This window comes from Muricoprocola aceti (assembly GCF_025567005.1).
In the GTDB taxonomy this organism is placed as follows: Bacteria; Bacillota; Clostridia; order Lachnospirales; family Lachnospiraceae; genus Marvinbryantia; species Marvinbryantia aceti.
On record NZ_JAOQKE010000002.1, the window covers coordinates 342,385 to 368,097 of the forward strand.

At 41.8% G+C, this 25,713-nt stretch carries 20 protein-coding genes; 7 read left to right on the forward strand and 13 right to left on the reverse strand.

Translation table 11 applies throughout. The annotated features are described in order from the left end of the window. Nucleotides 1-4: 4 nt before the first annotated feature. From OCV47_RS03755 to chvE, 9 genes are all read right to left on the reverse strand, one after another. On the reverse strand, nt 5-751 hold the full coding sequence (locus OCV47_RS03755) for a response regulator transcription factor (RefSeq protein ID WP_262653856.1): 747 nt from the start codon (nt 749-751) through the stop codon (nt 5-7). 32 nt (nt 752-783) lie between these two features. Continuing rightward, nucleotides 784-2,817: a glycoside hydrolase family 127 protein gene (locus tag OCV47_RS03760; RefSeq protein ID WP_262653857.1), complete on the reverse strand. Its 2,034-nt coding sequence runs from the start codon at nt 2,815-2,817 to the stop codon at nt 784-786. Nucleotides 2,818-2,823: 6 nt separating this feature from the next. Then, the gene (locus OCV47_RS03765; RefSeq protein WP_262653859.1) at nt 2,824-3,681 is read right to left on the reverse strand and encodes a carbohydrate ABC transporter permease; all 858 of its coding nucleotides are present in this window, start codon (nt 3,679-3,681) and stop codon (nt 2,824-2,826) included. A gap of 4 nt (nt 3,682-3,685) precedes the next feature. Further along, a complete protein-coding gene (locus tag OCV47_RS03770; RefSeq protein WP_262653861.1) occupies nt 3,686-4,612 on the reverse strand; it encodes a carbohydrate ABC transporter permease in 927 nt (308 codons plus the stop codon). Then, nucleotides 4,593-5,927, reverse strand: a complete 1,335-nt coding sequence (locus OCV47_RS03775) for an ABC transporter substrate-binding protein (protein ID WP_262653863.1) — start codon at nt 5,925-5,927, stop codon at nt 4,593-4,595. Before OCV47_RS03775 ends, OCV47_RS03770 begins: the two co-directional genes overlap by 20 nt. A 217-nt stretch (nt 5,928-6,144) precedes the next feature. Then, nucleotides 6,145-7,767 carry a phosphoenolpyruvate--protein phosphotransferase gene (gene ptsP, locus OCV47_RS03780; RefSeq protein WP_262653865.1) on the reverse strand — a complete coding sequence of 541 codons (1,623 nt, stop codon included), beginning with the start codon at nt 7,765-7,767 and terminating at the stop codon, nt 6,145-6,147. A 199-nt stretch (nt 7,768-7,966) separates the two neighbouring features. Then, nucleotides 7,967-9,142, reverse strand: a complete 1,176-nt coding sequence (gene mmsB / locus OCV47_RS03785) for a multiple monosaccharide ABC transporter permease (protein ID WP_262653867.1) — start codon at nt 9,140-9,142, stop codon at nt 7,967-7,969. 3 nt (nt 9,143-9,145) lie between these two features. After that, nucleotides 9,146-10,684 carry a multiple monosaccharide ABC transporter ATP-binding protein gene (mmsA, locus tag OCV47_RS03790; RefSeq protein ID WP_256298206.1) on the reverse strand — a complete coding sequence of 513 codons (1,539 nt, stop codon included), beginning with the start codon at nt 10,682-10,684 and terminating at the stop codon, nt 9,146-9,148. Nucleotides 10,685-10,792: 108 nt separating this feature from the next. Next, nucleotides 10,793-11,812 carry a multiple monosaccharide ABC transporter substrate-binding protein gene (gene chvE, locus OCV47_RS03795; RefSeq protein ID WP_256298430.1) on the reverse strand — a complete coding sequence of 340 codons (1,020 nt, stop codon included), beginning with the start codon at nt 11,810-11,812 and terminating at the stop codon, nt 10,793-10,795. A 395-nt stretch (nt 11,813-12,207) separates the two neighbouring features. Between chvE and OCV47_RS03800 the strand changes: the two genes are divergently transcribed. Beyond that, nucleotides 12,208-13,002 (forward strand): hypothetical protein, encoded by a 795-nt coding sequence (locus tag OCV47_RS03800; protein WP_262653869.1) that lies wholly within the window; start codon nt 12,208-12,210, stop codon nt 13,000-13,002. A gap of 564 nt (nt 13,003-13,566) precedes the next feature. Here the strand turns inward: OCV47_RS03800 and OCV47_RS03805 are convergent. From OCV47_RS03805 to OCV47_RS03820, 4 genes are all read right to left on the reverse strand, one after another. Next, nucleotides 13,567-14,568, reverse strand: coding sequence for a Gfo/Idh/MocA family protein (locus OCV47_RS03805; protein WP_262653871.1), 1,002 nt, complete (start codon nt 14,566-14,568; stop codon nt 13,567-13,569). 158 nt (nt 14,569-14,726) lie between these two features. After that, nucleotides 14,727-16,199: a xylulokinase gene (xylB, locus tag OCV47_RS03810; protein WP_262653873.1), complete on the reverse strand. Its 1,473-nt coding sequence runs from the start codon at nt 16,197-16,199 to the stop codon at nt 14,727-14,729. A 98-nt stretch (nt 16,200-16,297) separates the two neighbouring features. Beyond that, nucleotides 16,298-17,785 (reverse strand): L-fucose/L-arabinose isomerase family protein, encoded by a 1,488-nt coding sequence (locus OCV47_RS03815; RefSeq protein WP_262653874.1) that lies wholly within the window; start codon nt 17,783-17,785, stop codon nt 16,298-16,300. 30 nt (nt 17,786-17,815) lie between these two features. Further along, on the reverse strand, nt 17,816-18,439 hold the full coding sequence (locus OCV47_RS03820; protein ID WP_262653875.1) for a DUF4867 family protein: 624 nt from the start codon (nt 18,437-18,439) through the stop codon (nt 17,816-17,818). Between the two features lie 129 nt (nt 18,440-18,568). On the opposite strand from OCV47_RS03820, the gene OCV47_RS03825 reads away from it, so the two are divergent. The 6 genes from OCV47_RS03825 to OCV47_RS03850 form a co-directional block, all read left to right on the forward strand. Beyond that, the gene (locus OCV47_RS03825) at nt 18,569-19,714 is read left to right on the forward strand and encodes an ROK family transcriptional regulator (RefSeq protein ID WP_262653877.1); all 1,146 of its coding nucleotides are present in this window, start codon (nt 18,569-18,571) and stop codon (nt 19,712-19,714) included. 41 nt (nt 19,715-19,755) lie between these two features. Next, complete coding sequence (locus OCV47_RS03830) at nt 19,756-20,805, forward strand: substrate-binding domain-containing protein (protein WP_262653878.1); 1,050 nt, start codon at nt 19,756-19,758, stop codon at nt 20,803-20,805. A gap of 3 nt (nt 20,806-20,808) precedes the next feature. Beyond that, on the forward strand, nt 20,809-22,308 hold the full coding sequence (locus OCV47_RS03835; RefSeq protein ID WP_117449775.1) for a sensor histidine kinase: 1,500 nt from the start codon (nt 20,809-20,811) through the stop codon (nt 22,306-22,308). Beyond that, nucleotides 22,301-23,896, forward strand: a complete 1,596-nt coding sequence (locus OCV47_RS03840) for a response regulator (RefSeq protein ID WP_117449776.1) — start codon at nt 22,301-22,303, stop codon at nt 23,894-23,896. Before OCV47_RS03835 ends, OCV47_RS03840 begins: the two co-directional genes overlap by 8 nt. 24 nt (nt 23,897-23,920) lie before the next feature. Next, a complete protein-coding gene (locus OCV47_RS03845) occupies nt 23,921-24,988 on the forward strand; it encodes a sugar ABC transporter substrate-binding protein (RefSeq protein WP_262653881.1) in 1,068 nt (355 codons plus the stop codon). A gap of 4 nt (nt 24,989-24,992) precedes the next feature. Then, on the forward strand, nt 24,993-25,713 hold a 721-nt coding region (locus tag OCV47_RS03850), incomplete at its 3' end, for a response regulator (RefSeq protein ID WP_262653882.1).

The following is a 25,713-nucleotide window of genomic DNA, read 5'->3' on the forward strand; positions in this document are numbered from 1 at the left end:
CATTTCAAAATTTACTGCTATCTGCCATTCTATATTTCTGTGGAGAAACACAAAATTCCTTTTGAAATATTTTATTAAAACTTGCATAATTATCATAACCAACCAACGCTGCTATTTCATACACTTTTTTATTTGTATTTTTTAGCATTTCACACGCTTTTTTCATTCGAATCTTAGTAAGATACTGTTTATATCCAATTCCTACATTGCTTTTAAACACATGACTCAGATAGGCAGGACTCATATGAATAAAATCAGACAACATACTCAATGTAATATCTTCAACGTAATGTTCTCTGATATATGCACAACATTTTTCCAAAGATTCTTCGAGCACTATATCTCTGTTGTTTTCCTGACTCTTCGTTTCTGTCATATGCTGAGTCTCTATATGCTTTTTAATAAGTAACACTAATGAATCCATATCCTTTTTGGATAAAGGTTTTAGCAAATACTCACATACTCCATTTCGAAGCGCCGAACGAGCATATTCAAAATCATTGTAAGCAGAAATAATAATAATTTTAGTATTCTTATCTAAAGATAATCTGGACAAAAGTTCAAATCCATTCATTCCCGGCATCCGTATATCTAGAATAAGTATATCCGCTCCTTTGTCATACAAATTTCGAATAGCAATATGTACCTCACTGTAAGATACCACCTCATGTTCTGAAAAATACATCTTTAAAATGTCCCTCATTAATTCCGCCTGGTATGTTTCATCATCAACTATTACTATTCTGCCCACAATCATTTCCTCCATGATCTAAACAATCTCAACTATTCTGCATTTATCCACACAAGCATTTCACCTAATCCACGATTTGCCCACATATAGTATGGAATGGCTGTTCCAATAACATCTATTTGTTTTTTTTCATGAATGTCTTGATATAATTTGTTTCCCCATTCAGATATATCTGTTTTTCTTCCTTTCATACATAATACGGGAAAACCTTCAAATGTCTTTGTTGATTCCACCATAATTTTTTCACTGCTTCTTATGACGAAATCACTTAACTCAGTAAAATTATCAGCTTCTTCCATACAATACACAATTGGACCACGCATCACAGCAATTTTTCCGCTATTCTGGCGCACTTTGGGGTTTGCAACATATAGCACAGGTTCCATTCGTGTAATCAACAGTATCTTATCTCCCTGCTTCCATTCACGTTGTATGCAAATATATCCATTTTTCGACTTCAATTTTTGCTTTTCATTATTTACCAAGCAGCTCCATTGCCTGCACCATCCCGGTATTCTCAAATAAATCCCAAATTTTACAGTCTCTTCAGGATTAATCAGAATTGTAATGGTTTCTTCCCGTGGATAATCTGTAATTTGCTCAATTTTTGTTTTAATACCACTAAAACAATATTCTATACTACTTTCATTATACAAATGAATATACAAATTGTCATCATCTACCGAATAAAAATATCCTCCTATCGAAGCAATTAACCTTGCATAATTTGCCGGGCAACACGAAATGGAAAAAGTTTTTCTTCTAATTGGACTGATCCGATCTTCTGATTGAATCACATAACTACCTTCTGTATATTGCTTTGGATACATTGCCATATGATTTGCATAGAAAAAAGCTTTACCATCTGAAGAACAACCACTCATAATTCCATTATAAAGCGCTCTCTCCATAACATCTGCATATTCAGACTTTAATTCCAAACAGAGCATCCTTTTTGCCCACATAAATAGTCCTATAGAAGCACAAGTTTCACAATAATTTCCTTCATTTGGCAGATCATAGGCATAAGAAAACCGCTCACATTCCTGCGACTGTCCTATTCCTCCGGTAATGTACATTTGTTTGTCAACCAATTCTCTCCAAAGCCTTCTACAGGTTTCCAGAAGCGTCTCATCATATTCTGCCAGATCCGCCATTGCACAATACAAATACATTGCTCTGACCGCATGCCCTGCCGGTTCTTTTAGTTCTCTCACCGGCGCATTTGCACTAAATTGCGCAAATGCACCTTTTGATGGAAGATACCATTTATATACTCTTTCCTGTCTGGCCTTTGGAATCATCATAGGATTTATATTGTCAGTATTTTTTTTATTTTGTACATAAAAACTTCCTATATCGTATATCTCTCTGTGTGGCTTTGTAATATCAATTTTTTCCGCATAAGCTTCTTCTTCGAAAAAATAAGGTTTTGTACCACGTTCCTCAATGTAATACGATGCCATCTGATAATATTTTTTTTCAGATGTAACATGATATAATCTCATTAAAGCCAGTTCAATTTCCGGATGTCCATCATATCCGTGTATTTTCCCATTTTCTTTTCCAATATGAGTATTTATGCATTCCAAATATCGGCATATAATATTCAAAAGCGTTCTTTTTCCAGATGCTTCATAATACGCTACCGCAGCTTCAATAAGATGCCCTGCACAATATAATTCATGCATCATCATCAAATCTGTAAACCTGTATTCTATACAAAAATTGCTGAAATAGGTATTTAAATATCCATCTGATTGTTGCTTTTTTTCAAAGGCTTCAATTAAATTATCCAGTCTTTCTTCCGTTTCTTTACTTGGATTTGTTATTAGCGTATATGCGGCTGCCTCAATCAATTTTGCAATATCTGAATCCCAAAAATGGTGTGGCTCATATTTCTTATGTATATTCCATCCATTTTTCAAAAAATCAAATCTTCCAGTTTCTTCATAAGACTGAAACAGATACGGAATTGTTACTTTTTCATTTACTCTCTGTTTTTCTCCAAGCAACCCACCACTAATGTTTACATCTTTCCATAGCAAAAATTTTCTTTTCTCCATATTGTGTCATCCTTTCAGACCTGTTGTTGCTATTCCTTCTACAAAATATTTTTGGCCAAACAGAAATACTAGTAATACTGGTATAATTGCTGCGCATGCAGCTGCCATCATTAGATGCCATTCTGCATTAAAATACCCAATAAATGTGCGAAGTCCTAACTGAATTGTATATTTCTGATCTGAATTTAAATAAATTAAAGGATTTATCAGATCATTCCATGAATTCAAAAATGTGAATAATCCTACACATGTCAGTGATGGCTTACACAGTGGCAGAATGATTTTCAAAAAAATATTAAAATGACTGGCTCCATCTACAAACGCTGCTTCGTCCAATTCTTTTGGTATTGTGCGCATAAACTGCCGAAGGAGAAAAATATTAAACATTCCACCACCATACACACTTGACAGCCCCATGCAAAACCAACTTGGTAAAATCATCGGAACATAGGTATTAATTAAATTCAAATGCTTCCATATAATGAAATTGGGAATTAAAGTAGTAAAATATGGAAGTATCATAGTTGACATTAATATTGTAAATACACGATCTCTGTACTTCCATTTCACTCTTGTTAAGCCATATGCACTCAAAGAACAGCTAATTAAAATACCCAAAACACTGAATATAACAATTTTCATTGTATTAAAAAAATATTTTACAAATGGTAAAGCGGTAAGAGCATTTTTATAATTTTCAAAATGCCATTTTTCCGGTATCCAAATTGGTGGATTTTGAAACATAGAACCCATATCCATAAAAGAACTGCGAACCAGCCAGAATACCGGAAGAAGCCATACCACTGTCGCAATAATCACAACAATATGAATTATGATATTTGACAGATTTTTCCCTTTTCTCATGCTATCACCCCTCATCTGAATAAAATACCCAATATTTCGATGTTTTAAAAATTATGGCGGCAAGTATGGCAATCACAAGAAATAGTACCCATCCAAGCGCTGATGCATATCCTAAATTTGAAAATTCAAACGCCTGTTTATACATATAGTACGTATAAAACAACGTTGCATTATTGGGTCCCCCCTGGGTAATTACGGCGGCCGGCATGAAACCTTGCATACTTGCAATCAAAAACATAAGTCCATTAAAGAAAATGATTGGCGTCATCATCGGCAATGTCACATACTGAAATTTTCTGATAAATCCTCCGCCATCTATTTCTACTGCTTCATACAAGTTTCCCGGTACTCCCTGTAATCCGGCCAAAAATACGACCATTACATTCCCAGCTGTCCATGCCGTAATAAAAAGTAACGATGGAAGCACTGTTTTTTCATCATAAATCCATTTACTTCCTTCCAATCCAATTTGTTTCAGAAGAATATTAAATAAGCCGAAGTCAGGACTCATCATCCACATAAAAATCATTGCGGTTGCCACATAAGGAATAATAGTTGGTATGTAAAAAATAGCTCTGAGTGCTGCTTTTCGTTTTATCATTTTACTATTCAATAACAATGCAATTAAAAATCCTGTTATCATACATACTGCAACATTTAAAAATGCAAAAAAGATCGTTACTGATAAAGCCTTAAAGAAAAACACATCTCCACCTGTAAACATTTTTTTGTAATTGTCTAATCCACAAAATGTAGCGGATCCGGAAATGGAATAGTCTGTGAATCCCAAAATAAAACTTACTACCATCGGTCCAAGGGCAAAACATAAAAATCCTAAAATAGCCGGAAGTGAAAACAATATCCCTGTGATTGTGTCTTTTCTCTTTTTCACTTCTCTTCCTCCTTCAAAACTATTTATCATATCTTCCATCTAACAGTTTATCCACATCACCTTCTATTTCATCCAGTGCTTCCTGTACTGTCTTATTTCCTAAAAAAGCACTCTCTAATGCCGGTGTAATTATTGCATTCATTTCTGTGTAATTTTTTACATATGCTGATGGATTTTCTGCAACATAACCATTATTTACAACATCTACATGACTTCCAATATATCCTGATGGATGCGCCGGTTCCACTTTTGCCCATGTATCTAATAATTCCTCATCTGTATAATATGATTTCATAAGTGGCATCCATAATCCAGATGAGTATAAGTCGATACTGTTTTTAGGATTCATTAACCATTTCCATAACTCAAATGTTTCTTTTGGATGCTCTGTAGATTTAAAAATACCTGCTGTTCCCTGTGCCGGACACGTTGCATATACACCTTTTTGAAATACCGGTAAAACTCCTACATCAAAGTTTGTACCACCATTTCCAAGATCAAGCGCAATCCATGAACCTGCCCATACCATTGCTGCTTTATTTGTCTGTAATGCTACTGCAAGTGATGGCAATGCTTTTAATTCTGATGGATTTGGTGCTACATGATATACATTTACGAGATCAGATATTGTCTGCAATGCTTCTACTGCTTCAGGTGAATTCAATGTCCATTCTGTTCCATCTTCATTTATATATGTTCCATTATTAGAATAAACCGCTCCCATATATTGCTGAACACCGAAATCAAACATTACACCATATTGAACTATATTATCAGGATCAAACTCCGGGTCCGCTGCATTTTTGCCATTTTCATCTAGTGTTAATTTCTTTGCTATTTCAATGAATTCATCCATAGTAAGTGCTTCATCTACAGAATCTGGTAAATTATCTACGCCTGCTGCTTCAAATAAATCCGGATTATAAAACATCGCAAACAATTCAACCGCTGTATTTAATCCGTATGCTTCCTCTGGAGAATAGTAACGATAAGCTAAATCTACATAATCTTCTCTGTTTATATCTTCATCTTCATCAATTAATTCCAGAATATTATATAATTTTCCTTCCTCTGCAAGCGGAAGCGCAAAATAATCTTTTAAATTTGCAAGATCTGGTTCCTCGCCACCTGCAATCATCGCACTTAATTTTGCTTCATAATCTGTTGGTATATGAACGATTTCTACATTAATCCCTGTTTCCTCTGTAAACGCTTTACAAGAAGCGGAAATAGCATCTTTTTCTGCTGTACTTCCCCAAAATGAATATCGCAAAGTAACCGGCTCTGATGCGGATGCTCCACTGCTTCCCATAATGATTCCCAAACCAACTAATAATGCAAATATTTTCTTCATCTTCTTCCCTCCATTTGTGCTTTTTGTTATTTGTATTTTAATTTTACCCCAATTTAGTATTACTTTTGTAGTGTACATTTTTTAGATTCATTAACATTATTATCAGAATATATAAATTTTGACTTTTTTATTTTTATTTTATATACATATTAGCCAATTCGCGGCGTTAAAAATAGAGTGAAAGAATTATGCTATTCTTTCACTCTATCTTTTCTGTTCATCCTATCACGGTCTCCGAGATCGCCAGTCTTGTCATATCTACTCTTGACCTGCTCACGCTGACAATCCGCAGTCCATTTCGTATCAGATGCTTCAAATATTCCGGTTCACCGCCTGCTTCTCCACAGACACTGACCTCTACGCCATATTCATTACAAACCTGTATCACATGTTGTATTACACGCATGACTGCTGGCTGCCACGGGCTGAGCAGATGGTCCAGTTCCACATTTTCCCGGTCTGCCGCCATCAGATACTGTGCCAGATCATTGGAACCGATACTGACAAAATCTATCTCATTCACAAACTGATCCACACAAATAGCCGCTGCCGGTGTTTCGATTGTGATTCCAAACTGAATATCCGGGTGCACCACGTAGCCATCTGCTTTCACGCGGCCGCATACACGTTTCCAGATTTCTCTGGCCTTCTGTACCTCTTCCACAGTATCTACCATAGGAAACATCATGGAAAATGGTCGTCCCTTTGCCGCCCGCAGAAGTGCTTCCATCTGAGTTTCCAGCACCTCTGGCTTCTTCAGCGTAAGTCTGATACCCCGCACCCCCAGAAATGGATTTTCCTCTTTGTTCGCTTCCAGATAAGGCACTCGTTTATCGCCTCCCACATCCAGGGTACGTACGATCAGCGTTTTCCCATCCAGAAGATCAAATACTTTCTCATATTCTTCCTGTTGTTCCCGGATATCCGGCATTTCTTTGCGCTCAAAGAACAGGTATTCCGTGCGGTACAGTCCCACCCCCTGCAAAGCAGAAAGATCCAGATTCTTCAAATCTGACGGACCGCTGATGTTCACTCTCAGTTGAATCTCCGTACCGTCTGCCGTTACATTTTTACCGGTCGGCAGATTTTTCAGTACCTCTTCCCGTTCCACTTTCTTCCGGAATTTCTTTTTCCATATAGCCAGAATATGCTGATCCTTCGGTGCGATACGTCCCCGCTCCCGCAGTTCGATCATCGCTATTTCTCCTGTATTTCCATCCACAAACAGTTCATCCCCGTCATGAATCTCTTCGATCTCTTTTAATCCTGTCACGGCCGGAATATTCAAGGATCTTGCCATAATCATAGCATGGGAAAAACGACCTCCCTGCCTGACTACCAGACCGCCCAGATGCTCTACATCAATCATGGCAAAATCAATGGCCGTCACTTCCTCTGCCACCAGAATATAATTCCGTTCTCCTACATCCTGAAAAGTCGTTTTTTTACCATTCAACATATCCAGATGCATCTTCTTTAGTCCCCGGATATCTTCTGCTCTCTGACGCATATATTCATTCGTCATTCCGTCAAATACCTGTGCCAGATCTTCAAATCCTTCCTCAATGGCCTGTTCCAGCTCCCTGCCCTGTTCCAGACGCTGATTTACGCCTTTATACAGCTTGGGATCCAGCAGTAGCATCTGATATGCCGTAAACACCTCTGCCTGAGCCTCTCCCATTTTTTCTTTTGTACTTTCGTATAGTTCCGCAGTTCTTTTGATACAGGACTCCTTCACCTGCTCCAACGATGTCAGTTTCTTTGTCTGAACTTTCTGCATTCGAACTGCCCGTCCGACTACCAGTCCATCTGACACACCGATACCGTTCCAGTTTTTCATCTACACACCCTCCGCCTGCCTGACGTTCAAACATTTATATGTGTAATCATACTACAAAATCTTTTTTCATACAAGATACATTCCCGGTAATTCTTTTTCACGGAAAATGACATTTTTCGCAACATTTTTCTTTGTAACGCCAAAAATGTTCCACTGTTTTTCAACAGCAGAACATTTTTGGAAACTTTGGATTTTGTTATTATTCGCTTCTCTTCTTGGAAACTACGTCAAAGATTACGGCTGCCAGAAGTACCAGACCTTTTACTACTTTCTGCATGTTCTGGTCAGTTCCCATGATAGACATACCCTGGTTGATGATACCCATCAGAGTTGCACCGATGATAACTCCAGGTACTGTACCGGTTCCACCATAAGCAGATGCTCCACCGATGAAGCAGGATCCGATGGCATCCATTTCATAGTTCTGTCCATAAGTAGGCTGTGCACTGGTCAGACGTGCGATGGTCAGCATACCTGCCAGAGCAGACAGAAGACCCATATTGGTATATGCCAGGAAGTAAACTCTCTCTGTATTGATACCGGAAAGCTTGGTTGCTTTTTCGTTACCACCTACTGCATAGAAGTAACGTCCAACAGTTGTCTTACTTGTAATATAACCATAGATCAGTACCACGATCAGAACCCATACCAGAGAAGTCGGGATACCTTTATATTTTGCAAGTTTATAAGTAACAAACAGGATGACTGCACAGATCAGGATCATTTTAATATACATTGCAGCAACATTACCCGTTTCATAGCCTTTTTTCTTACGGTTCAGGTAACCCTTCATCGTTACAACAACGAAGATTACACATGCAACGATACCAACTACCATAGCCAGACGGTTCATTCCTTCACCGCCTCCCAGGATATCCGGTACGTAGCAGTTGGCACCACCACCAAACAGAACAACGAATGCCTGATTCTTGATTGGAAGTGTCTGACCACCCAGAACTACGTTTGATAAACCACGGAATACGAACATACCTGACAGTGTGGTGATGAATGGAGGTACATGTACGTATGCAATCCATACAGCCTGCCATGCACCGATCACTGCACCAAGTAATAACATCAGAATGACTGCGATTGGCATTGGCATACCCATTTTTTCCATGAATACACCACCTACAGCACCTACGAAACATACAACAGATCCAACAGAAAGATCGATGTTACCTCCTGTTAAGATACAGAGCAGCATACCAGTTGCCAGTACATATACATAAGCGTTCTGTGAAATCAGGTTGGTAATGTTCTGAGGAAACAGGATCTTACCCTGTGTACCCCAGGTAAAAAACAGTGTTACTAAAACTAACACGATGATCATTGAATATTTTTGTATTCCTTCTCTTAACTTTGCCTTATCCATCGTTTACTCTCCTTTACTAGAACTCAGAATGCAGGACATGATCTTTTCCTGAGATGCTTCTTCCTGCGATAACTCACCAACGATTCGTCCTTCGTTCATGACATAGATTCGGTCTGACATACCAAGAACTTCCGGAAGCTCTGAGGAAATCATGATAACGGATTTTCCTGCTGCAACCAGGTCATTGATAATACAGTAAATCTCATACTTTGCACCTACATCAATACCACGGGTAGGCTCATCCAGAATCAGTACATCCGGATCTGCAAACATCCATTTTGCCAGAAGCACTTTCTGCTGGTTACCACCACTTAAGTTACCAACATTCTGCTCTACAGTCGGACATTTCGTTTTCAGTTTTTCTTTATATTCTACTGCTACGGCATATTCTTTATCTTTATCGATTACGATGCCGTTGCTGACTCCTGCCATATTTGCAAGAGAGGTATTGGTTCTGATTGGATTACTCAGGATCAGGCCATCGCCCTTACGGTCTTCTGTTACATACGCCAGTTTGTGTGCAATGGCATCTCTGGAAGACTTAAGATGTACTTCCTTTCCATCCAGAAGCAGAGTACCGCTGATATTGGTTCCATAACTACGTCCAAATACACTCTTTGCCAGCTCTGTACGTCCGGCACCCATCAGTCCGGAAATACCGACTACTTCGCCTTTATGTATCTTAATAGATACGTTATCCACTACTTTTCGTTCTGTATAAATCGGATGATATACCGTCCAGTTCTTTACTTCCATGCTGACATCACCGATCTTGACTCCGTGACGCTTCGGGAAACGGTCTGCAATCTCACGGCCAACCATACCTTTGATGATACGGTCTTCGGAAAAATCATCCACGCCCTTTGTCAATGTCTCAATGGTAGAACCATCTCGGATAACTGTGATCTTATCTGCTACATAAGATACCTCATTCAGCTTATGAGAGATAATGATACAGGTCATTCCGTCTTTTTTGAATTTCAGAAGCAGATCCAGCAATGCCTTGGAATCTGATTCATTCAGTGAAGATGTCGGTTCATCCAGAATCAGCAGTTTTGCATTCTTTGCCAGCGCCTTTGCGATCTCTACCAGCTGCTGCTTACCGGTACCGATATCTTTAATCAGTGTTCTGGAGGACTCGGATAATCCGACCTCTCTCATATATTTTTCTGCCTGACCGTAAGTCTCATCCCAGTCAATGGCAGCTTTCTTTCCGCGTTCATTTCCGAGGAACATGTTCTCACCGATGGACATATATGGCACAAGTGCCAGCTCCTGGTGAATAATTACAATTCCTTTTGCTTCACTTTGTTTAATATCATGGAATTTACATATTTCCCCGTTATAAATAATATCTCCTTCGTAGGATCCATACGGATACACACCGGAGAGTACATTCATCAATGTTGATTTTCCAGCTCCATTTTCTCCTACCAGAGCATGGATCTCGCCCTCTTCCACCTTAAGGTTTACGTTATCGAGAGCCTTTACACCGGGGAAAGTTTTGGTGATATTTTTCATTTCCAACAGTATCTTAGCCAAAATTTGTTCCCTCCTAATTTCAAAAATACCTCTTTCAGAATGAAACAGGCGGGCTGCTTACCCGCCTGTATTGATTTTCTGATCCTTCAGCAGTCTGCTGAGTCTCTCTTACTGAATCTGATCCTCTGTATAGTATCCGGAATCGATCAGCATTTCTTTGTAGTTGTCCTGAGTTACAGCAACCGGTTCGCAAAGGTAAGATGGGATGATACCTGTTCCGTTGTCATATGTTTCTGTATCGTTTACAGGAACTTCTTCGCCGGAGATGATAGCATCTACCATTTCAACTACCTGTGAAGCAAGTGCACGTGTATCTTTGAATACGGACATAGCCTGTTTGCCTGCTACGATGTTTGCTACGTTAGCGATATCGCAGTCCTGACCGGTGATGATTGGGTATTCACCTGTGTAGTTAGCTGCCAGAGCGTTTTCTACACCAAGTGCTGTAGAGTCGTTAGAAGCAAGTACTGCATCCAGGTTTGTTCCGTCTGCGTAGTTAGAAGACAGGATGTTTTCGAATCTGGACTGTGCAGCATCTGTTGCCCAGTTAGCTGTTGCAACTTCTTCTTTTGCAATCTGTCCGGATGGAACTACCAGTTTTCCTTCATCGATGTATGGCTGAAGAACATCCATAGCACCGCCGTAGAAGAAGTTTACATTGTTGTCACCTGGGTCACCGGTAACGATTTCCAGATTGAATGGGCCATCAGCGTTTTCCAGATCCAGAGCGTCTACCAGGAATTCACCCTGTGTTTTACCTACTAAGTAGTTATCAAATGTTGCATAGTAGGAAATTGCATCTGTGTTCATGATCAGACGGTCATAAGAGATAACAGGAATGTTAGCTTCTTTTGCCTGTGCAAGAACTGTTCCAAGAGAATCACCATCGATAGAAGCAACTACAAGGAGCTGGTCTCCGTTAGCGATCATATTTTCAATCTGAGAAGCCTGAGTAGCGGAATCATTTCCAGCATACTGAAGGTCTACTTCGTAACCTTTTGCTTCCAGCTCTGCTTTCATGTTAGAACCATCCTGATTCCATCTCTGGAGATCCTGTGTAGGCATTGCAACACCGATCTTTTCGCCTTCTGCATTTGCCATTGTTCCCATAGCAGCTACAGCGAGCATAGCAGTTAAAACAACTAATCTCTTTTTCATTTTTCCAATCCTCCCGATTTAGAAATTCGGTAACTGTTCTTCACAGTTGCCATCCGTTTTTTGATGATCTAAATATATCACAGATGCTTCTGGACTAACTTGTCAGTTTCTTTAAATTCTTGACAATTCTTTTTTCGACAGAAAGAACTAGCACAATATTGTCACTAAAATTGTGCTAGTCCAGATGAGTTCTTATATGGAAATCACACAAATATCATAATGTATTGGAAAATAAGATGATTTCGTCCTGATAGTATCCATATCATTAGGATTTTCTTATTTTTTTGAAAAAGCATTGCCAGACTGGATTATTTTGTAGTAATCTTGGTTACAGTTTCAAAATAAATGATTTCGAGGTGATTTTTATGTTACTGCCTGATTATATCCGACACTATCTATCCCTGCCCGGACTCCTGTTCTTTTTACTGATTTCCCTGGCAGTAGTGATTCTGATTCATACAATTCTGCTGGCTGCTGCCAGAAAAAAGGCCTTCTGTTACCGCAAATCAGACCGTGCCTTTGCCATGACAGATTTGTTCAACCGTTATACAGAGCGCTACTATGAGCTGATGCTTTCTGCTACCTCTACTCTGCTTTTTACTGGCATTTTCTTTCTGATTGACTTTGATTATTTCAGTGTATCAACAAGAACCTGGGCTTTCTGGGAACATTACCGTGACTTTATTTTGCTGGCCTTTATCATTGTCAGTATCATCCTGATCAGTATCGTGGATCATTTTTTTATTCCGCTTCGCATTATTGAAAAAGAAGAAAAAAGTACCCTGCGTATGGCCGGTATGCTGTATATGCTGATTATCTTCGCATATATCAAATTTATTTATCTCGATGACAACTATGATGCGATCCTGATTTATTTTATCACTATGGTCATCGGCCGGTTTGTATACTTCGATGCCTCTTTCCGGGACTTCTGCCAGTCTATGAAAGAACTGATCGATCAGTTGCCGATCCTGCTGCTGGTACTGTTATCCACTGCACTTCTGGCACTGTACGGGTTCAAAAGTGGATATCTGCTGGCCTCCAATGGTGTGGTAGTCAGTATGTTCCTGGCACATTTCTTCGTAATCTTTGAGATCTTTCTGATTACCAGAATACGGCTGCCGCAAAAAATTGCAGAAGGAATTGCGGGTAAGTTATAATTCCTTCCGCCTCGCTACTTCTCTGTTTGGTTAATCGGCAGAATATTCTGAATATTTATATAATATTAAAAAAGAGATTGACAATTATAGAGTTACATGGTAAAGTAAACATATCAAAAGAAAACAGAACTAACACAAGCAAAGGAAATTTATTCCAACAAAATAATAACAAACAGTTAGTCGAAAATCTGAATTCTTTAGATCTCAGGAGGGCGGTCCGATGGCATAAGAAGATTTTCCATCAAACCAAAATCTAAGAAAGAGGTACAGTCCAATGGCATCCTAAATCTTAACCCAAAGAAAAAATCTCTTAAAAGAGTTTACATAGATGGAACAATGAACAGAAGAGCAGATCATTGAATGTAAATGAAGGAGATAATTTCATATGAAAGGTCGAGATCCATAACGGACAAAATCAAAATCTAAGAATTGGAGGTACGGTCCAACAAAAACTTAATTTAAGAATCGCAATCTGAGAAAGTAGCAGGTGTAGACAATGAAATTGCTGGAAATTCATTAAAAGCCCGGTCGAGAGAAAAAAGAATCGATCGGGCTTACTTTTTATTATTCTTGTGGATACTTCAGGTTCCACTGCTTTCTTAACCTATCACACTGCTTTAATATAGATGCGGTTTCTTCCCATGTCATAACCGGGGATTCTTTGACACCATCCCGGATACACTGATTTACATGTGCAATCTCAAACTGATATCCTTCTTCTTCCATTCCTGCTATCTTCTGTGGTACTGGTTTTTCAATCACTTCCGTCTTATCCCCCACTGTCAGCTGCAGCTGCCATGGTTTCCAGAACTGTGGAATAACCATATGACCTTTTGTTCCATAAATATATGCAGTATCAATCATATCCGTACGTACGGCACTGCACATCAGCCCCAGCTCGCCTTTATCATACTGAGCAATCCAGGCTGCCTGCTCGTCCACCTGAAGATGATGTTCATCTGTATCCATAGATGCCACACCACTTAAAAGTACCGGTTCTTTCTTCAAAATCATTTTTGTAAAATGAAGATCATACACTCCCACATCCAGAAGGCTTCCTCCAGCACGGCTGAGATCCATCAGTCTGGAATCCATCTCATCATTGCGGAAAGAGAAGTTGGTACTTACTACTCGCACATCTCCGATATCCTTCAGATGCGCCTCAATCTCTTTCATTATTGGGAAGAATCTGGTCCATACTGCTTCCATCAGAAATACCTGATTCTTCTTCGCACACTCCGTCATCTTCTCCCACTGCTGTGCATTGATCCCGGCCGGTTTCTCTACCAGCACCGACTTTCCTGCCTCCATGGCTTTCATTGCCAGCTCCATATGTGCGGTATGCGGCACCGGAATATAGACAATATCAATGTCCTTTCTCACCAGCATCTCTTCATATGTCAGCACTTCTGGTATCTGAAATTTCTCTGCCATCTTTGCTGCATTCTCTCTTGTTCTGGATGCTACCGCCACAATTTCCATATCATCAATCTGGCGTGCCCCCTTCATCCAGCGATCCAGGATCTTGCCGGCACCTAAAAGTCCCCAACGTATTTTTCTATTCATAGTTTTCGCCCCCTGTTCTTAATTTTACAAATATTATAAATGCAATGTCTAATGAATTTCGCTGTTAGCTGCCAGGAAGTCAGGTTCTGTCCGTACACAGATATGCAGAATCTAGTGAAAACCCCGATAGACTCTGGCTACCGGGGTTCTGATGCATATTAGATTGTCACTTCATCAAACAGTTCTTTTACTGTCGGATAAATTTTCGCAAATTTTGCGTATCTGTCGTTATATTTTTCTACCAGTTCCGGATCTGGTTCAATCGTATCGATTACTTTTACCAGCTTCTCTGCTGCTTCTTCCACAGATGCGAATTCTCCGCATGCCACAGCTGCCAGCATGGCTCCGCCGTATCCAGGTCCTTCTTCACTTTCGATCACATCTACCTTGATTCCCAGTACGTTAGCGATGATCTTCTTCCACAGTGGGCTCTTTGCGCCGCCTCCGCAGATCTTGGTTCTCTCGATCTTGATGCCAAGGGATTTGGCTACTTCAAAAGAATCACGGATGGCAAATGCCACACCTTCCAGAACAGCCTGTGTCATATCTGCTCTTGTGGTGTCCATGGTCATGCCAATGAAAGTTCCTCTTGCATTTGGATTGTTGTGAGGAGAACGTTCACCCATCAGATATGGCAGGAAGAATACATGGTTTTCACCAAGTTTCTCAATCTTCGCCTGCTCTGCTGCATAGTCCTTGGTTCCAATGATCTCATCCATCCACCACTTATTGCAGGAAGCTGCGGAAAGCATGCATCCCATCAGGTGATAGTATCCATCTGCGTGTGCAAAGGAATGTAATGCGTTGTGCTCGTCTACTCCAAATGTCTTGCTGGAGATGAAGATGGTTCCGCTGGTTCCCAGAGAAATGTTACATCTTCCGTCACCAACTGTTCCAGTTCCTACTGCTGCCGCCGCATTGTCGCCTGCACCTGCTACGATCTTCACTGTCTCAGGGAATCCCAGTTCTTTTGCTACTTCTGGCAGGATTGTTCCTACTGTCTCATAGCTTTCGAAGATCTTCGGTACCTGTTCTTCTGTGATACCGCAGATATCCAGCATCTCTTTTGACCAGCATTTATTCTTCACATCAAAAATCAGCATACCGGATGCATCTGACACATCTGTGCTGTATACGCCAGACAGCTTAAATGCGATGTAGTCTTTTGGCAGCATGATCATTTTCGTTCTTGCAAAGTTTTCCGGCTCCTCTTCCTTCATCCAGAGAATCTTCGGAGCAGTAAAGCCTGCAAATGCAATATTAGCAGTATATTTGGATAATGTTTCTTTTCCGATTACATTGTTCAGATAATCGGTCTGTTTCTGGGTACGTCCATCATTCCACAGAATCGCCGGACGAATCACTTCATCATTCTCATCCAGCGCTACCATACCATGCATCTGACCGCCAAAGCTGATACCTGCAATCTGACTCTTGTCACAGCTTGCTGTCAATTCCTTTAAGCCTTCTACTACTGCATTCCACCAGTCTTCCGGTTTCTGTTCCGACCAGCCCGGATGAGGGAAATACAATGGATATTCCTTTGAAACTACGCTTTCGATTTTACCTTCTGCATTCATTAATAATAATTTTACGGCAGAAGTACCTAAATCTACACCAATGTAAAGCATATCATTTTTCTCCTTTAACTTTTCATTTTAATAGAGCCGCCTGCTGATATATGCCGCAGGCGGCTCATTGTTAATAGTTAGCTATTATCATTTACTTCTTAACCCCATGGATTCTCTGTTGGATAAAGTACGCCTGCCGGCTGGTTGTATCCGATTTCATCTACATCCAGGCCAAGAATCTTGAATACTTCGAACAGAGCTTTTCCGTGATGTCCGAATGCTACTGCTCCGTGATGTGGGAATCCTTTTTCGATCAGTACGTGACGATAGAATCTTCCCATTTCCGGAATAGCGAATACACCGATACCACCAAAGGATTTGGTTGCTACAGGAAGGATTTCACCTTCTGCGATGTAAGCACGCAGCTTGTTATCAGCTGTACTCTGAATACGATAGAATGTGATTTCTCCAGGTACAATATCGCCTTCCAGGGTTCCCTGTGTAACTTCTTCCGGCAGATTTCTTGCCATGATCATCTGATATTTCATAGTACCTTTTGTCAGCTTCAGTGAGCAGGTATTTCCACAGTGGAATCCCATGAAAGTATCTTTGTGTGTATAGTTGTATTTTCCTTCGATAGACTCTTTGTACATATCCTTTGGTACAGAGTTGTTGATATCCAGCAGAGTTACGATATCATCGCTGACTGCCTGTCCGATGAATTCAGAAAGTGTTCCGTAGATATCTACTTCACAGGATACAGGGATTCCGCGTCCTGTCAGACGGCTGTTTACATAGCATGGAACGAATCCGAACTGTGTCTGGAATGCAGGCCAGCATTTTGTAGTAAGTGTAACGTATTTCTTGTATCCTCTGTGGGCTTCGATCCAGTCAAGAAGAGTGATCTCGTACTGGGCCAGCTTAGGAAGTACTTCTGGTTTGCAGTTGCCATCGCCAAGTTCTTTTGCCATATCTGCTGCTACTTCTTCGATACGTGGGTCACCTGCATGGTTCTTGAATGCTTCGAACAGATCCAGTTCAGAGTTCTCTTCGATCTCGATACCCAGGTTGTAAAGCTGTTTGATTGGTGCATTACATGCCAGGAAGTTATTTGGACGAGGGCCAAAGCTAATGATCTTCAGGTCTTTTACTGCCACATATGCACGTGCGATTGGCAGGAAGTCATGGATCATATCTGCACAGTCATCTGCATCTCCTACAGGATATTCTGGGATATAGTATCCACCAACGTTTCTCAGCTGCAGGTTGTAGCTTGCATTCAGCATACCACAGTAAGCATCACCACGTCCCTGAACCAGGTCATTCTGTGATTCTTCTTCTGCTGCGATGATCATCTTAGGGCCTTCAAAATATTTAGCCAGCAGAGATTCGGAGATTTCCGGACCGAAGTTTCCAAGGTAAACAACCAGTGCGTTACATCCAGCTGCCTTGATATCTTCCAGAGCCTGAACCATATGGATCTCGCTCTCTACGATACAGACCGGACATTCGTAGATGTTCTTTGCATCATATTTCTTTGTGTAAGCTTCTACAAGTGCTTTTCTTCTGTTAACGGACAGAGATTCCGGGAAACAGTCACGGCTGACTGCTACGATTCCAATTTTTACTTCTGGTAAATTGTTCATGATATTGCTCCTCCTGATTTTAAATAATCATTATTTTATGGTTATGTTTTCTCCCTTTAATCCTACAAATGCTCCGCCTTTTCCTTCATTGGACTCTGCATGGGCGATCAGCCATTTATTCTTTGCTGTCATCAGCTTATCTTCCGGGAATACTCCTGAAAGTACAGGTGGCTCTGTATTGGTTCCTTCCGGAAGGATGATTACTACGCGGAAGTTCTCTTTTCCTTCTGCGTTGATCGGTGCATAATGAAGTGTGGTGGCATACAGCTCTACCACTGCACCTGCCGGTGCTGCAAAAGCTTCCATCTTTGCTGTATCATATGTAAAATCGTCTTCAACGTCTGCTTCGGATCCGATCAGTAAGATGGCTCCATCAAGGGCAATATCAATCTCAGAGTCGCGATGATATTCCACTGCATTCAGGGTATGATTCGTTCCGTTACAATATCCGATCTGGATCGGCATACCGCCGTAAATGCTGTTCTGAATCGCTTCACGCTCTGAACAGGCTTCCAGTTCCGGAGCAGATGCTACATACTCTACACCATCTGTCACAGGTGTCTTAGCCAGACGTTCTAACAGATCCGGTACTTCTATCTTAAGTACTCTGCCGTACTTTTTAAATGCCTCATCGGTAATGCTTTTGATCTGCATGGTTCTATCCCCTTTCTTTTTCATTACTGGATAACCAGTAATCTTTTACATTAGTTTACTTTCTAAACTAATTGTGTTATAGTAATAATAACTCTATTCAGACAAATTTGCAAGAGGATTTTCACAATTATGGCTAAAACAATCTTAACCGGTAACCCGGAACTTATTCGAGATATTAATACACAATCTGTCATTCGCACCATTATGGAGCATGGTACTATTTCCAGAGCTGCGATCGCCAGTCATCTTGGTCTGACAAAAGCTACGGTTTCTGCGATTGTCCAGATTCTTCTGGATCGTGGACTGATCCTGGAAGTCGGCAATGACGATACGAAAAAAGGACGAAAACCCATCTTACTGAAGATGGATGAGACCTGCGGATACATTATTTCCCTGGATCTTGCCACGGAAACCATTACTCTGATGACGGCAAGTCTCCTGGGAAGCAACTGCCATATTTATCAGCACGAGTTTCCTGAAGATTCTGCGGATCTGATTCCGACCCTGATTACTTATATTCAGGCTGCAGTGAACACTCTTCCGAAGAGCCGTTATGGTCTTCTGGGGATCGCTCTTGGCATTCACGGCGTAGTACATCACAACCGGATCATTTTCCTTCCTTATTCTTCCTATGAAGATCTGGATCTTGTCACACCTCTGGCAGAAGCCTTTCAGGTCCCGGTCCTGATGGAAAACGAAGCCAACCTTTCTGTTCTGGGCGAATGGTCTTTCTGTCATCAGACCAATGAGATGCTGTATATCAGCGTTCATTCCGGTATCGGTGTAGGCATTATTATGAAAAACCAGCTGGTAAAAGGAAAAAATGGCTACGCCGGAGAATTCGGTCATTCCATTATCCAGATCGGCGGCCGGCCATGTCCCTGCGGCAACCACGGCTGCCTGGAGCAGTATGCATCCGAACGTGCCCTGTTCGCCGAACTGTCCGAGATCAAACAGATGCCGATCCACGCAGATCTTTTCGAAGATCTTTACCGCCAGGGTGACCCGGATGCCAGATGTCTGGTAAACAACTTTATTACTTATATGTCTATCGGTATTAATAATTTGCTGAATACCTTCAATCCTGATATTATTATTCTGAACAGTGTGCTGCACCGCTGCCGTCCCACTCTGTGTGAAGACATCACCGATGCACTGCACAACACAATGAAACAATACTGTCATCTGGTTCCATCCACGCTGCAGGATTCTGCCATCCTTCTGGGCGGCATTTATCTGATTCAACACCAGTTCCTCTATCCGAATCAGATCTGACAAAAAGATACAAACCATTTAAAAAGGGACCTTATTTTATCATGGAAAAAAAGAAAAAATTCAATTATCTGACTATCATCGCCGGTCTGGTGCTGATCTCTCTGATCTGCCTGATTCTGTATATTGCACGGGAATATGTTATCATTTCCGCTCTTCAGAAGCAGTATACACAGAATCAGGAAGACACCGATTATCAGTACCACTGTGCATTTATTACCAGTTCCGTGACTGCTTTCTGGGACACTGCTTTTGAATCTGCCCGGGAAGAAGGCATTCCATACGGTATCTATGTCGAAGACTTCGGGAAAAGCCTGGATCTTTCCTATACTACCAATGATCTGCTGAAGATGGCTATTGCAGCCAACGTAGATGCTATCATGATAGAAGCCAACGGTGAGTATTCCACAACTCAGCTCATGAACAAGGCTGTGGAGGCAGGCATTGCCGTCAGCACCATTTACCGTGACAATATAAACAGCGACCGCTACAGCTATACCGGTATCAATAATGTCACGATTGGTTATGACTACGGATCTCTGGCTTTAAAATATGCCAATGATACCGATTCCAATGTCATGGTCATACTGGATTCCCAGGAGCAGGACACAGAAAGCAGACTGCTGATCTCCGGTATCGGCAAGGCTCTGGAAGAACAGCGCAGCGATATGAAGCTTGATACCATGAAACTGAACAACTCCAATACTTTTGAGGTGGAGGAATCCATCCGGGAATTTTTAAAAAACAATCATGACAAAACAGATATTGTCATCTGTACTACCCTGCAACAGACCCAGTCTGTCAGCCAGATTGCTGTAGATATGAACTATGTAGGTGATTTTATAATTATCGGTTCCTACCAGAATGACTCTGTTCTGGAATATCTCTCCAGTGGTGTCATCAGTGCCAATATTGTCATTGATGCCGCCCAGATGGGGAAACGTGCTGTAGACAATCTGGCTGAATATCTGGAATATGGCCATACCAGCGATTACTCTCAGGTGGATGTCCATACTCTGGAGCAGTCCGATGCCATCCGGCAGCTCAATACCCTTCAGACAGAAACCGAATCAGAAACAGGAAAGGGGGCGTAACTTGTGAAGAGAAAACGAACCAGTCCATTTTCCCACTTGCCTTTTCCTCTGCGGCTGATTTTCATTTTCCTGCTGACATCCATGCTTTCTCTGGCTATGTCACTGTATCTGAACACCAACATCAACCGGTCACTGGAGCAGATCAATACCATCTACACCAGCAACAATAATCTGAACATCATGACCGAGACTCTGGACAGCCTGCATAACAACATTCTGGAATACCTGGAAGTCAAAAGTACCGACTCACTGAACAACTATTATTACTATGAACAGCAGTACCGCAATCTGCTCTCTGATCTGAACCATCAGGTCACAGATTCCACTGCTGGTTCCATGGAAAAGAATATCTACAATATTTCTCAGAGTTATCTGGCTATTGCAGATGAAGCTATTGAAGCCAAGCGTGCACGCAACACTGGCAAATACCGCACCGCTTACAATGAGGCAACAGATTATTACCATTTTCTGACAGCTTATATCTACAGCCTGAATAACCAGCAGTTCCTGGCCAACTCCAGGAACTATCAGTCCCTGGAAGTCTCACTGCGGCTGATTGAACGGATGAATACCCTGGTCACCATTGCCATGGCACTGTTCAATATTTTTCTGATCATCATTATGGTCAATCAGATCACCCGCCCACTTCTGCTGCTGGCTTCCGCTTCCAATCAGGTAGCCGCCGGCAACTTTGATGTGGAGCTTCCGCCTGTCGTCTCAGACGATGAGCTGGGTGTTGTGACCCTGGCATTCAGCAAGATGGTCATCAGCATTCAGGAATACATTGAAAAAGTAAAGAGCAGTATAAAGGCCGAAAAAGAGGCCCAGGAGCGTGAGCTTCTCATGGAAACCCATCTGAAAGAAGCACAACTGCGGTATTATCAGGCTCAGATCAATCCACATTTTCTGTTTAACTCCCTGAACGCCGGTGCACAGATGGCCATGATGGAAGATGCGGAAAAAACTTATTCTTTTATTCAGAATATGGCTGATTTTTTTCGTTACAGCATGAAGTCTCTGAATACCGATGTAGATCTTCAGGAAGAAATTGAACTGGTGGATAACTATGTATCTATCATGAATGTCCGTTTTTCCGGTGACATTCATTATGAAAAATCCATCGACTGCGATATCACCGGAGTCCGGGTTCCCTGCATGATTATTCAGCCGGCTGTGGAAAATGCCATCAGCTATGGTATCCGCAATATTTCCCGGGAAGGAAAGATCCGCCTGGAAGTCCATCGAGAAGGCTCTGAGATCCTGATTCATGTACGGGATAACGGTATCGGCATCTCCAGCGAACGCCTGCAGGATATCCGCAGTGGAAAGACTGCACACACTTCCTCAGACAAGAATTCCAATGGTGTCGGTCTGGGAAATGTGCAAAAACGTCTGAATTTGTATTATAATAAAGAGAATCTTTTCTCCATAGACAGTAAAGGAGAAAACATGGGTACGCTTGTCACAATCCGTATCCCTGTGGAGGAGGAACAATATGTATAAAGTATTACTGGTGGATGATGAGGGAATTGTTCTGGATTCCCTGAAATTCATTATCAATAAGAACTTTGGTGAATCCTGCGAGATCCGGACAGCCAAGACCGGACGGCAGGCTATTGAGATTGCTCAGGAATTCGTACCGGACATTTCCTTTATGGATATACAGATGCCGGGGATCAAAGGTATCGATGCCATTCGGGAGATTCGCACCTTTAATAAAAAATGTCAGTTTATCATCATGTCAGCTTATGACAAATTTACATTTGCCCAGGAAGCCATCAATCTTGGCGTCATTGAATATCTGACCAAACCGGCCAACCGGGAAAAGATAGTAGCTGCACTGGAAAAAGCCATGGCCGTCATTGACCAGGAACGCTCCAGCCGCAGTCAGAACCTTCTGATCCGTGAAAAGCTGGAAGCAGTGGTTCCGATTATCGAGAATGGATTTATCAATCTGATTCTGTTTCAGGATGATCCGGCACCTTCTCTGAACCGCTATCGAGATCTGCTGAACATTCATACGGATTATGGATGGATTATGGTTCTGGAATTCGGTGAAGACGGAGAAAATGGCAATCTGGAGAACCCTGTAGGTACTACGGTTCAGCTGCAAAATCACCACCTGGCTTTTCGTGAAATCATCAAGGAATTCATGCCCACCTGCATTATCGGACCAATCATGGCCGGCACCGTGGCTCTCTTTATTCCTCATGAATCCCAGGATCTTCCTTACGAGGAACGTATTTCCATTATTGAAAATACACGAAATATGATTCGCAAGCTCCGCAAACAGATCGACATGCATTTTCGTGCCGGTATCGGCAATGTCTGGAGTATTACTGAGCAGAGCAAGTCTTATGAAGAGTCCAAAAAATCTCTCCGTATTGATAAAAGCAGTGTCGTACATCTGCGGGATATCAAGATGGAGCTGGAATATGAGCGGGACTATCCGGACGATCTGGAACGTTACCTGTTCTCCTGCCTGATCCGCGGGGAGACCGAGAATGTCATCCGTGCTTCCAATCAGTTCTTTGACTGGATGATCGAGAACTATCCTGACTACGTCCAGTGTATCCGCATCAAGATCCTGGAATTTGTCATGACAGCCGAAAAAGAAGTGTTCTTAAAAGGTGGGATTCCTTATGGATTTTTATATCGTAAAGATTATCTGGATAATGTGCTGGCCTGCCAGACTCCGGAAGAACAACGGCGCTGGTTTGTCAGCAAGATGACCGAAGCCTGCCGCAACATCAATGATGTAAAGGAACAGAAAGAAACCACAATCATTGGAAAAGCCCAGCAGTATATCATTCAGAACTTTTCCAAAGAGCTTTCTCTGGAGGAGGTATCCAAATATGTGGATATCAGTCCCTATTATTTTAGTAAGTTATTCAAAGAAGAAACAGACCAGACTTTTGTCGAATATCTGACCGGACTGCGTGTGGAAAAAGCCAAAGAAATGCTTATCTCACCAGCAGCCAGCATCAAAGAAGTCTGTATGGCCGTCGGTTACAGCGACCCGAATTATTTCAGCCGTATCTTTAAAAAAGTAACCGGCAAGACGCCTACCGAATATCGTGACCATATCTAATGAGATTTAAAGAGGATATTTTACATGAATCGTTTATCAGTGTTTGTAAAAAAATATATACTATATGCTGCTGTTGCCTCACTGTCTGTGACCACCGTAGGATGCTCCTCCATCAAGGAAGAATCCCAGTCCGAAAAAAACGATGAACAGACTGCCCTGCAGATCGGTATGTCCTTTGACACCTTCGTTCTGGAACGCTGGATCCGGGACCGGGATGTATTCGTCTCCACCGCCTCCGATCTTGGTGCTGAAGTAAATGTACAGAACGCCAACGGCGATGCTGATGAGCAGGCTTCCCAGATTGAATATCTGATTGACAAGGGTATGGATGTTCTGGTGATCGTCGCCGTTGACGGCACCAGTAATGCCCTGGAATCGGCTATCAAACGCGCTCAGAGCAAAGGCATCAAAGTCCTGGCATATGACCGTATTATCCAGAATGCCAATGTGGATCTTTACGCATCCTTTGATAATGAAGAAGTCGGCACCCTGATGGCCGAGAGTGTGCTCTCCCAGATTCCGGAAGATGGAAAGATCGCTGCCCTCTATGGCTCTCCTGCCGACTATAATGTAGTTCTGGTGGAGCAGGGCATTAAAAAAAACCTGGATGGGAAAAATGCACAACTGGTTTATGAGAATTATGCGGATAACTGGAAGGCAGAATATGCCTACGATCAAATGAATGAGTGTATCGACACGATAGGAAAAGTGGACGCTGTTATCTGCGGTAATGACGGACTTGCCGCCATGGCTTTCAAGTCACTTTCCGAACATCGCATGGCAGATGATGTCTGCCTGGTCGGACAGGATGCTGATATTGATGCCTGCCAGCGCATTGTAGAAGGTAATCAGTATATGACTGTTTACAAATCTATCGACCAGCTGGCCAAGCAGAGTGCCCAGTATGCCGTCATGCTGGCCAAAGGGGAAGATCCTGATCTGGACGAGACCTTTCATGATGGCACATATGACGTGCCTTATCTGAAGCTGGAGCCAGTCGCTGTTACAGCAGAAAATATGGACAAAGAGATCATCTCTTCCCGGTTCCATCTGAAAAATGAAGTATATCTGAATGTAGACACAGAGGAGTAAAGACATGTATAAAGTTATGCTTGCCGATGATGAAGGCGTTGCATTGGACGCACTGCGCATTATGATTACCAACCAGTTTCACGACATGGAAGAAACTGTCGATATCCGAATTGCCCAGAATTCCAGCCAGCTGTCTGATATTTACCAGAAATATCAGCCTGATATCCTGATCCTGAATATCCAGATGGCAGGACTGCACGGTGTTTTCTCGATTCGGGAACTGCATGCTTTTTACAGCGAATGCCTGTTTCTGGTCGTTTCCTATTCTCGTAAGACAGATTTTAAACGGGAAGGCATCAACATCGGTATCCGCGGCTATCTGACTAAGCCTCTGAAACGTGATAAAGTAATCTCAGCACTGAAAGATGTCTTTCGAGAAATCAATTACCACAAAAAGCACCAGATCCAGGAGCAGCTAAACAAAGAAGCCTTTGATACCGCTATCCCGGTCATTGAAAACGGTCTGATCAGTGAACTGCTCTTTCCAGAACAATTTCATCAGAATCTGCATCTGTACACTTCATTGCTGGACATCCATGCGCCATATGGCTGGATCATGGCTTTAAAGTTCAGCCAGATTACCGCACACGGTACCATGTGCAACCCCATCGGTTCCGTAGTACAGCTCCAGAGCCAGATCTCCTATTTTCGCAAGATCATCAAAGCCTTCTTCCCAACAGCTATCATAGGTCCCGTTCTGGCCAACCGAATATTTATTATGATTC

Excerpts from the sequence above, each read along its gene's own strand:
- OCV47_RS03845 (WP_262653881.1), top strand. The coding sequence starts at position 23,921 with ATGAATCGTTTATCAGTGTTTGTAAAAAAATATATACTATATGCTGCT.
- OCV47_RS03830 (WP_262653878.1), top strand. The coding sequence starts at position 19,756 with ATGGAAAAAAAGAAAAAATTCAATTATCTGACTATCATCGCCGGTCTG.
- OCV47_RS03825 (WP_262653877.1), top strand. The coding sequence starts at position 18,569 with ATGGCTAAAACAATCTTAACCGGTAACCCGGAACTTATTCGAGATATT.
- chvE (WP_256298430.1), bottom strand. The coding sequence starts at position 11,812 with ATGCTCGCTGTAGCTGCTATGGGAACAATGGCAAATGCAGAAGGCGAA.
- ptsP (WP_262653865.1), bottom strand. The coding sequence starts at position 7,767 with ATGAAAAACTGGAACGGTATCGGTGTGTCAGATGGACTGGTAGTCGGA.
- OCV47_RS03760 (WP_262653857.1), bottom strand. The coding sequence starts at position 2,817 with ATGGAGAAAAGAAAATTTTTGCTATGGAAAGATGTAAACATTAGTGGT.
- OCV47_RS03805 (WP_262653871.1), bottom strand. The coding sequence starts at position 14,568 with ATGAATAGAAAAATACGTTGGGGACTTTTAGGTGCCGGCAAGATCCTG.
- OCV47_RS03815 (WP_262653874.1), bottom strand. The coding sequence starts at position 17,785 with ATGAACAATTTACCAGAAGTAAAAATTGGAATCGTAGCAGTCAGCCGT.
- OCV47_RS03840 (WP_117449776.1), top strand. The coding sequence starts at position 22,301 with ATGTATAAAGTATTACTGGTGGATGATGAGGGAATTGTTCTGGATTCC.
- OCV47_RS03800 (WP_262653869.1), top strand. The coding sequence starts at position 12,208 with ATGTTACTGCCTGATTATATCCGACACTATCTATCCCTGCCCGGACTC.
- OCV47_RS03770 (WP_262653861.1), bottom strand. The coding sequence starts at position 4,612 with ATGGAAGATATGATAAATAGTTTTGAAGGAGGAAGAGAAGTGAAAAAG.
- OCV47_RS03765 (WP_262653859.1), bottom strand. The coding sequence starts at position 3,681 with ATGAGAAAAGGGAAAAATCTGTCAAATATCATAATTCATATTGTTGTG.
- xylB (WP_262653873.1), bottom strand. The coding sequence starts at position 16,199 with ATGCTTTACATTGGTGTAGATTTAGGTACTTCTGCCGTAAAATTATTA.
- mmsB (WP_262653867.1), bottom strand. The coding sequence starts at position 9,142 with ATGGATAAGGCAAAGTTAAGAGAAGGAATACAAAAATATTCAATGATC.
- OCV47_RS03775 (WP_262653863.1), bottom strand. The coding sequence starts at position 5,927 with ATGAAGAAAATATTTGCATTATTAGTTGGTTTGGGAATCATTATGGGA.
- OCV47_RS03820 (WP_262653875.1), bottom strand. The coding sequence starts at position 18,439 with ATGCAGATCAAAAGCATTACCGATGAGGCATTTAAAAAGTACGGCAGA.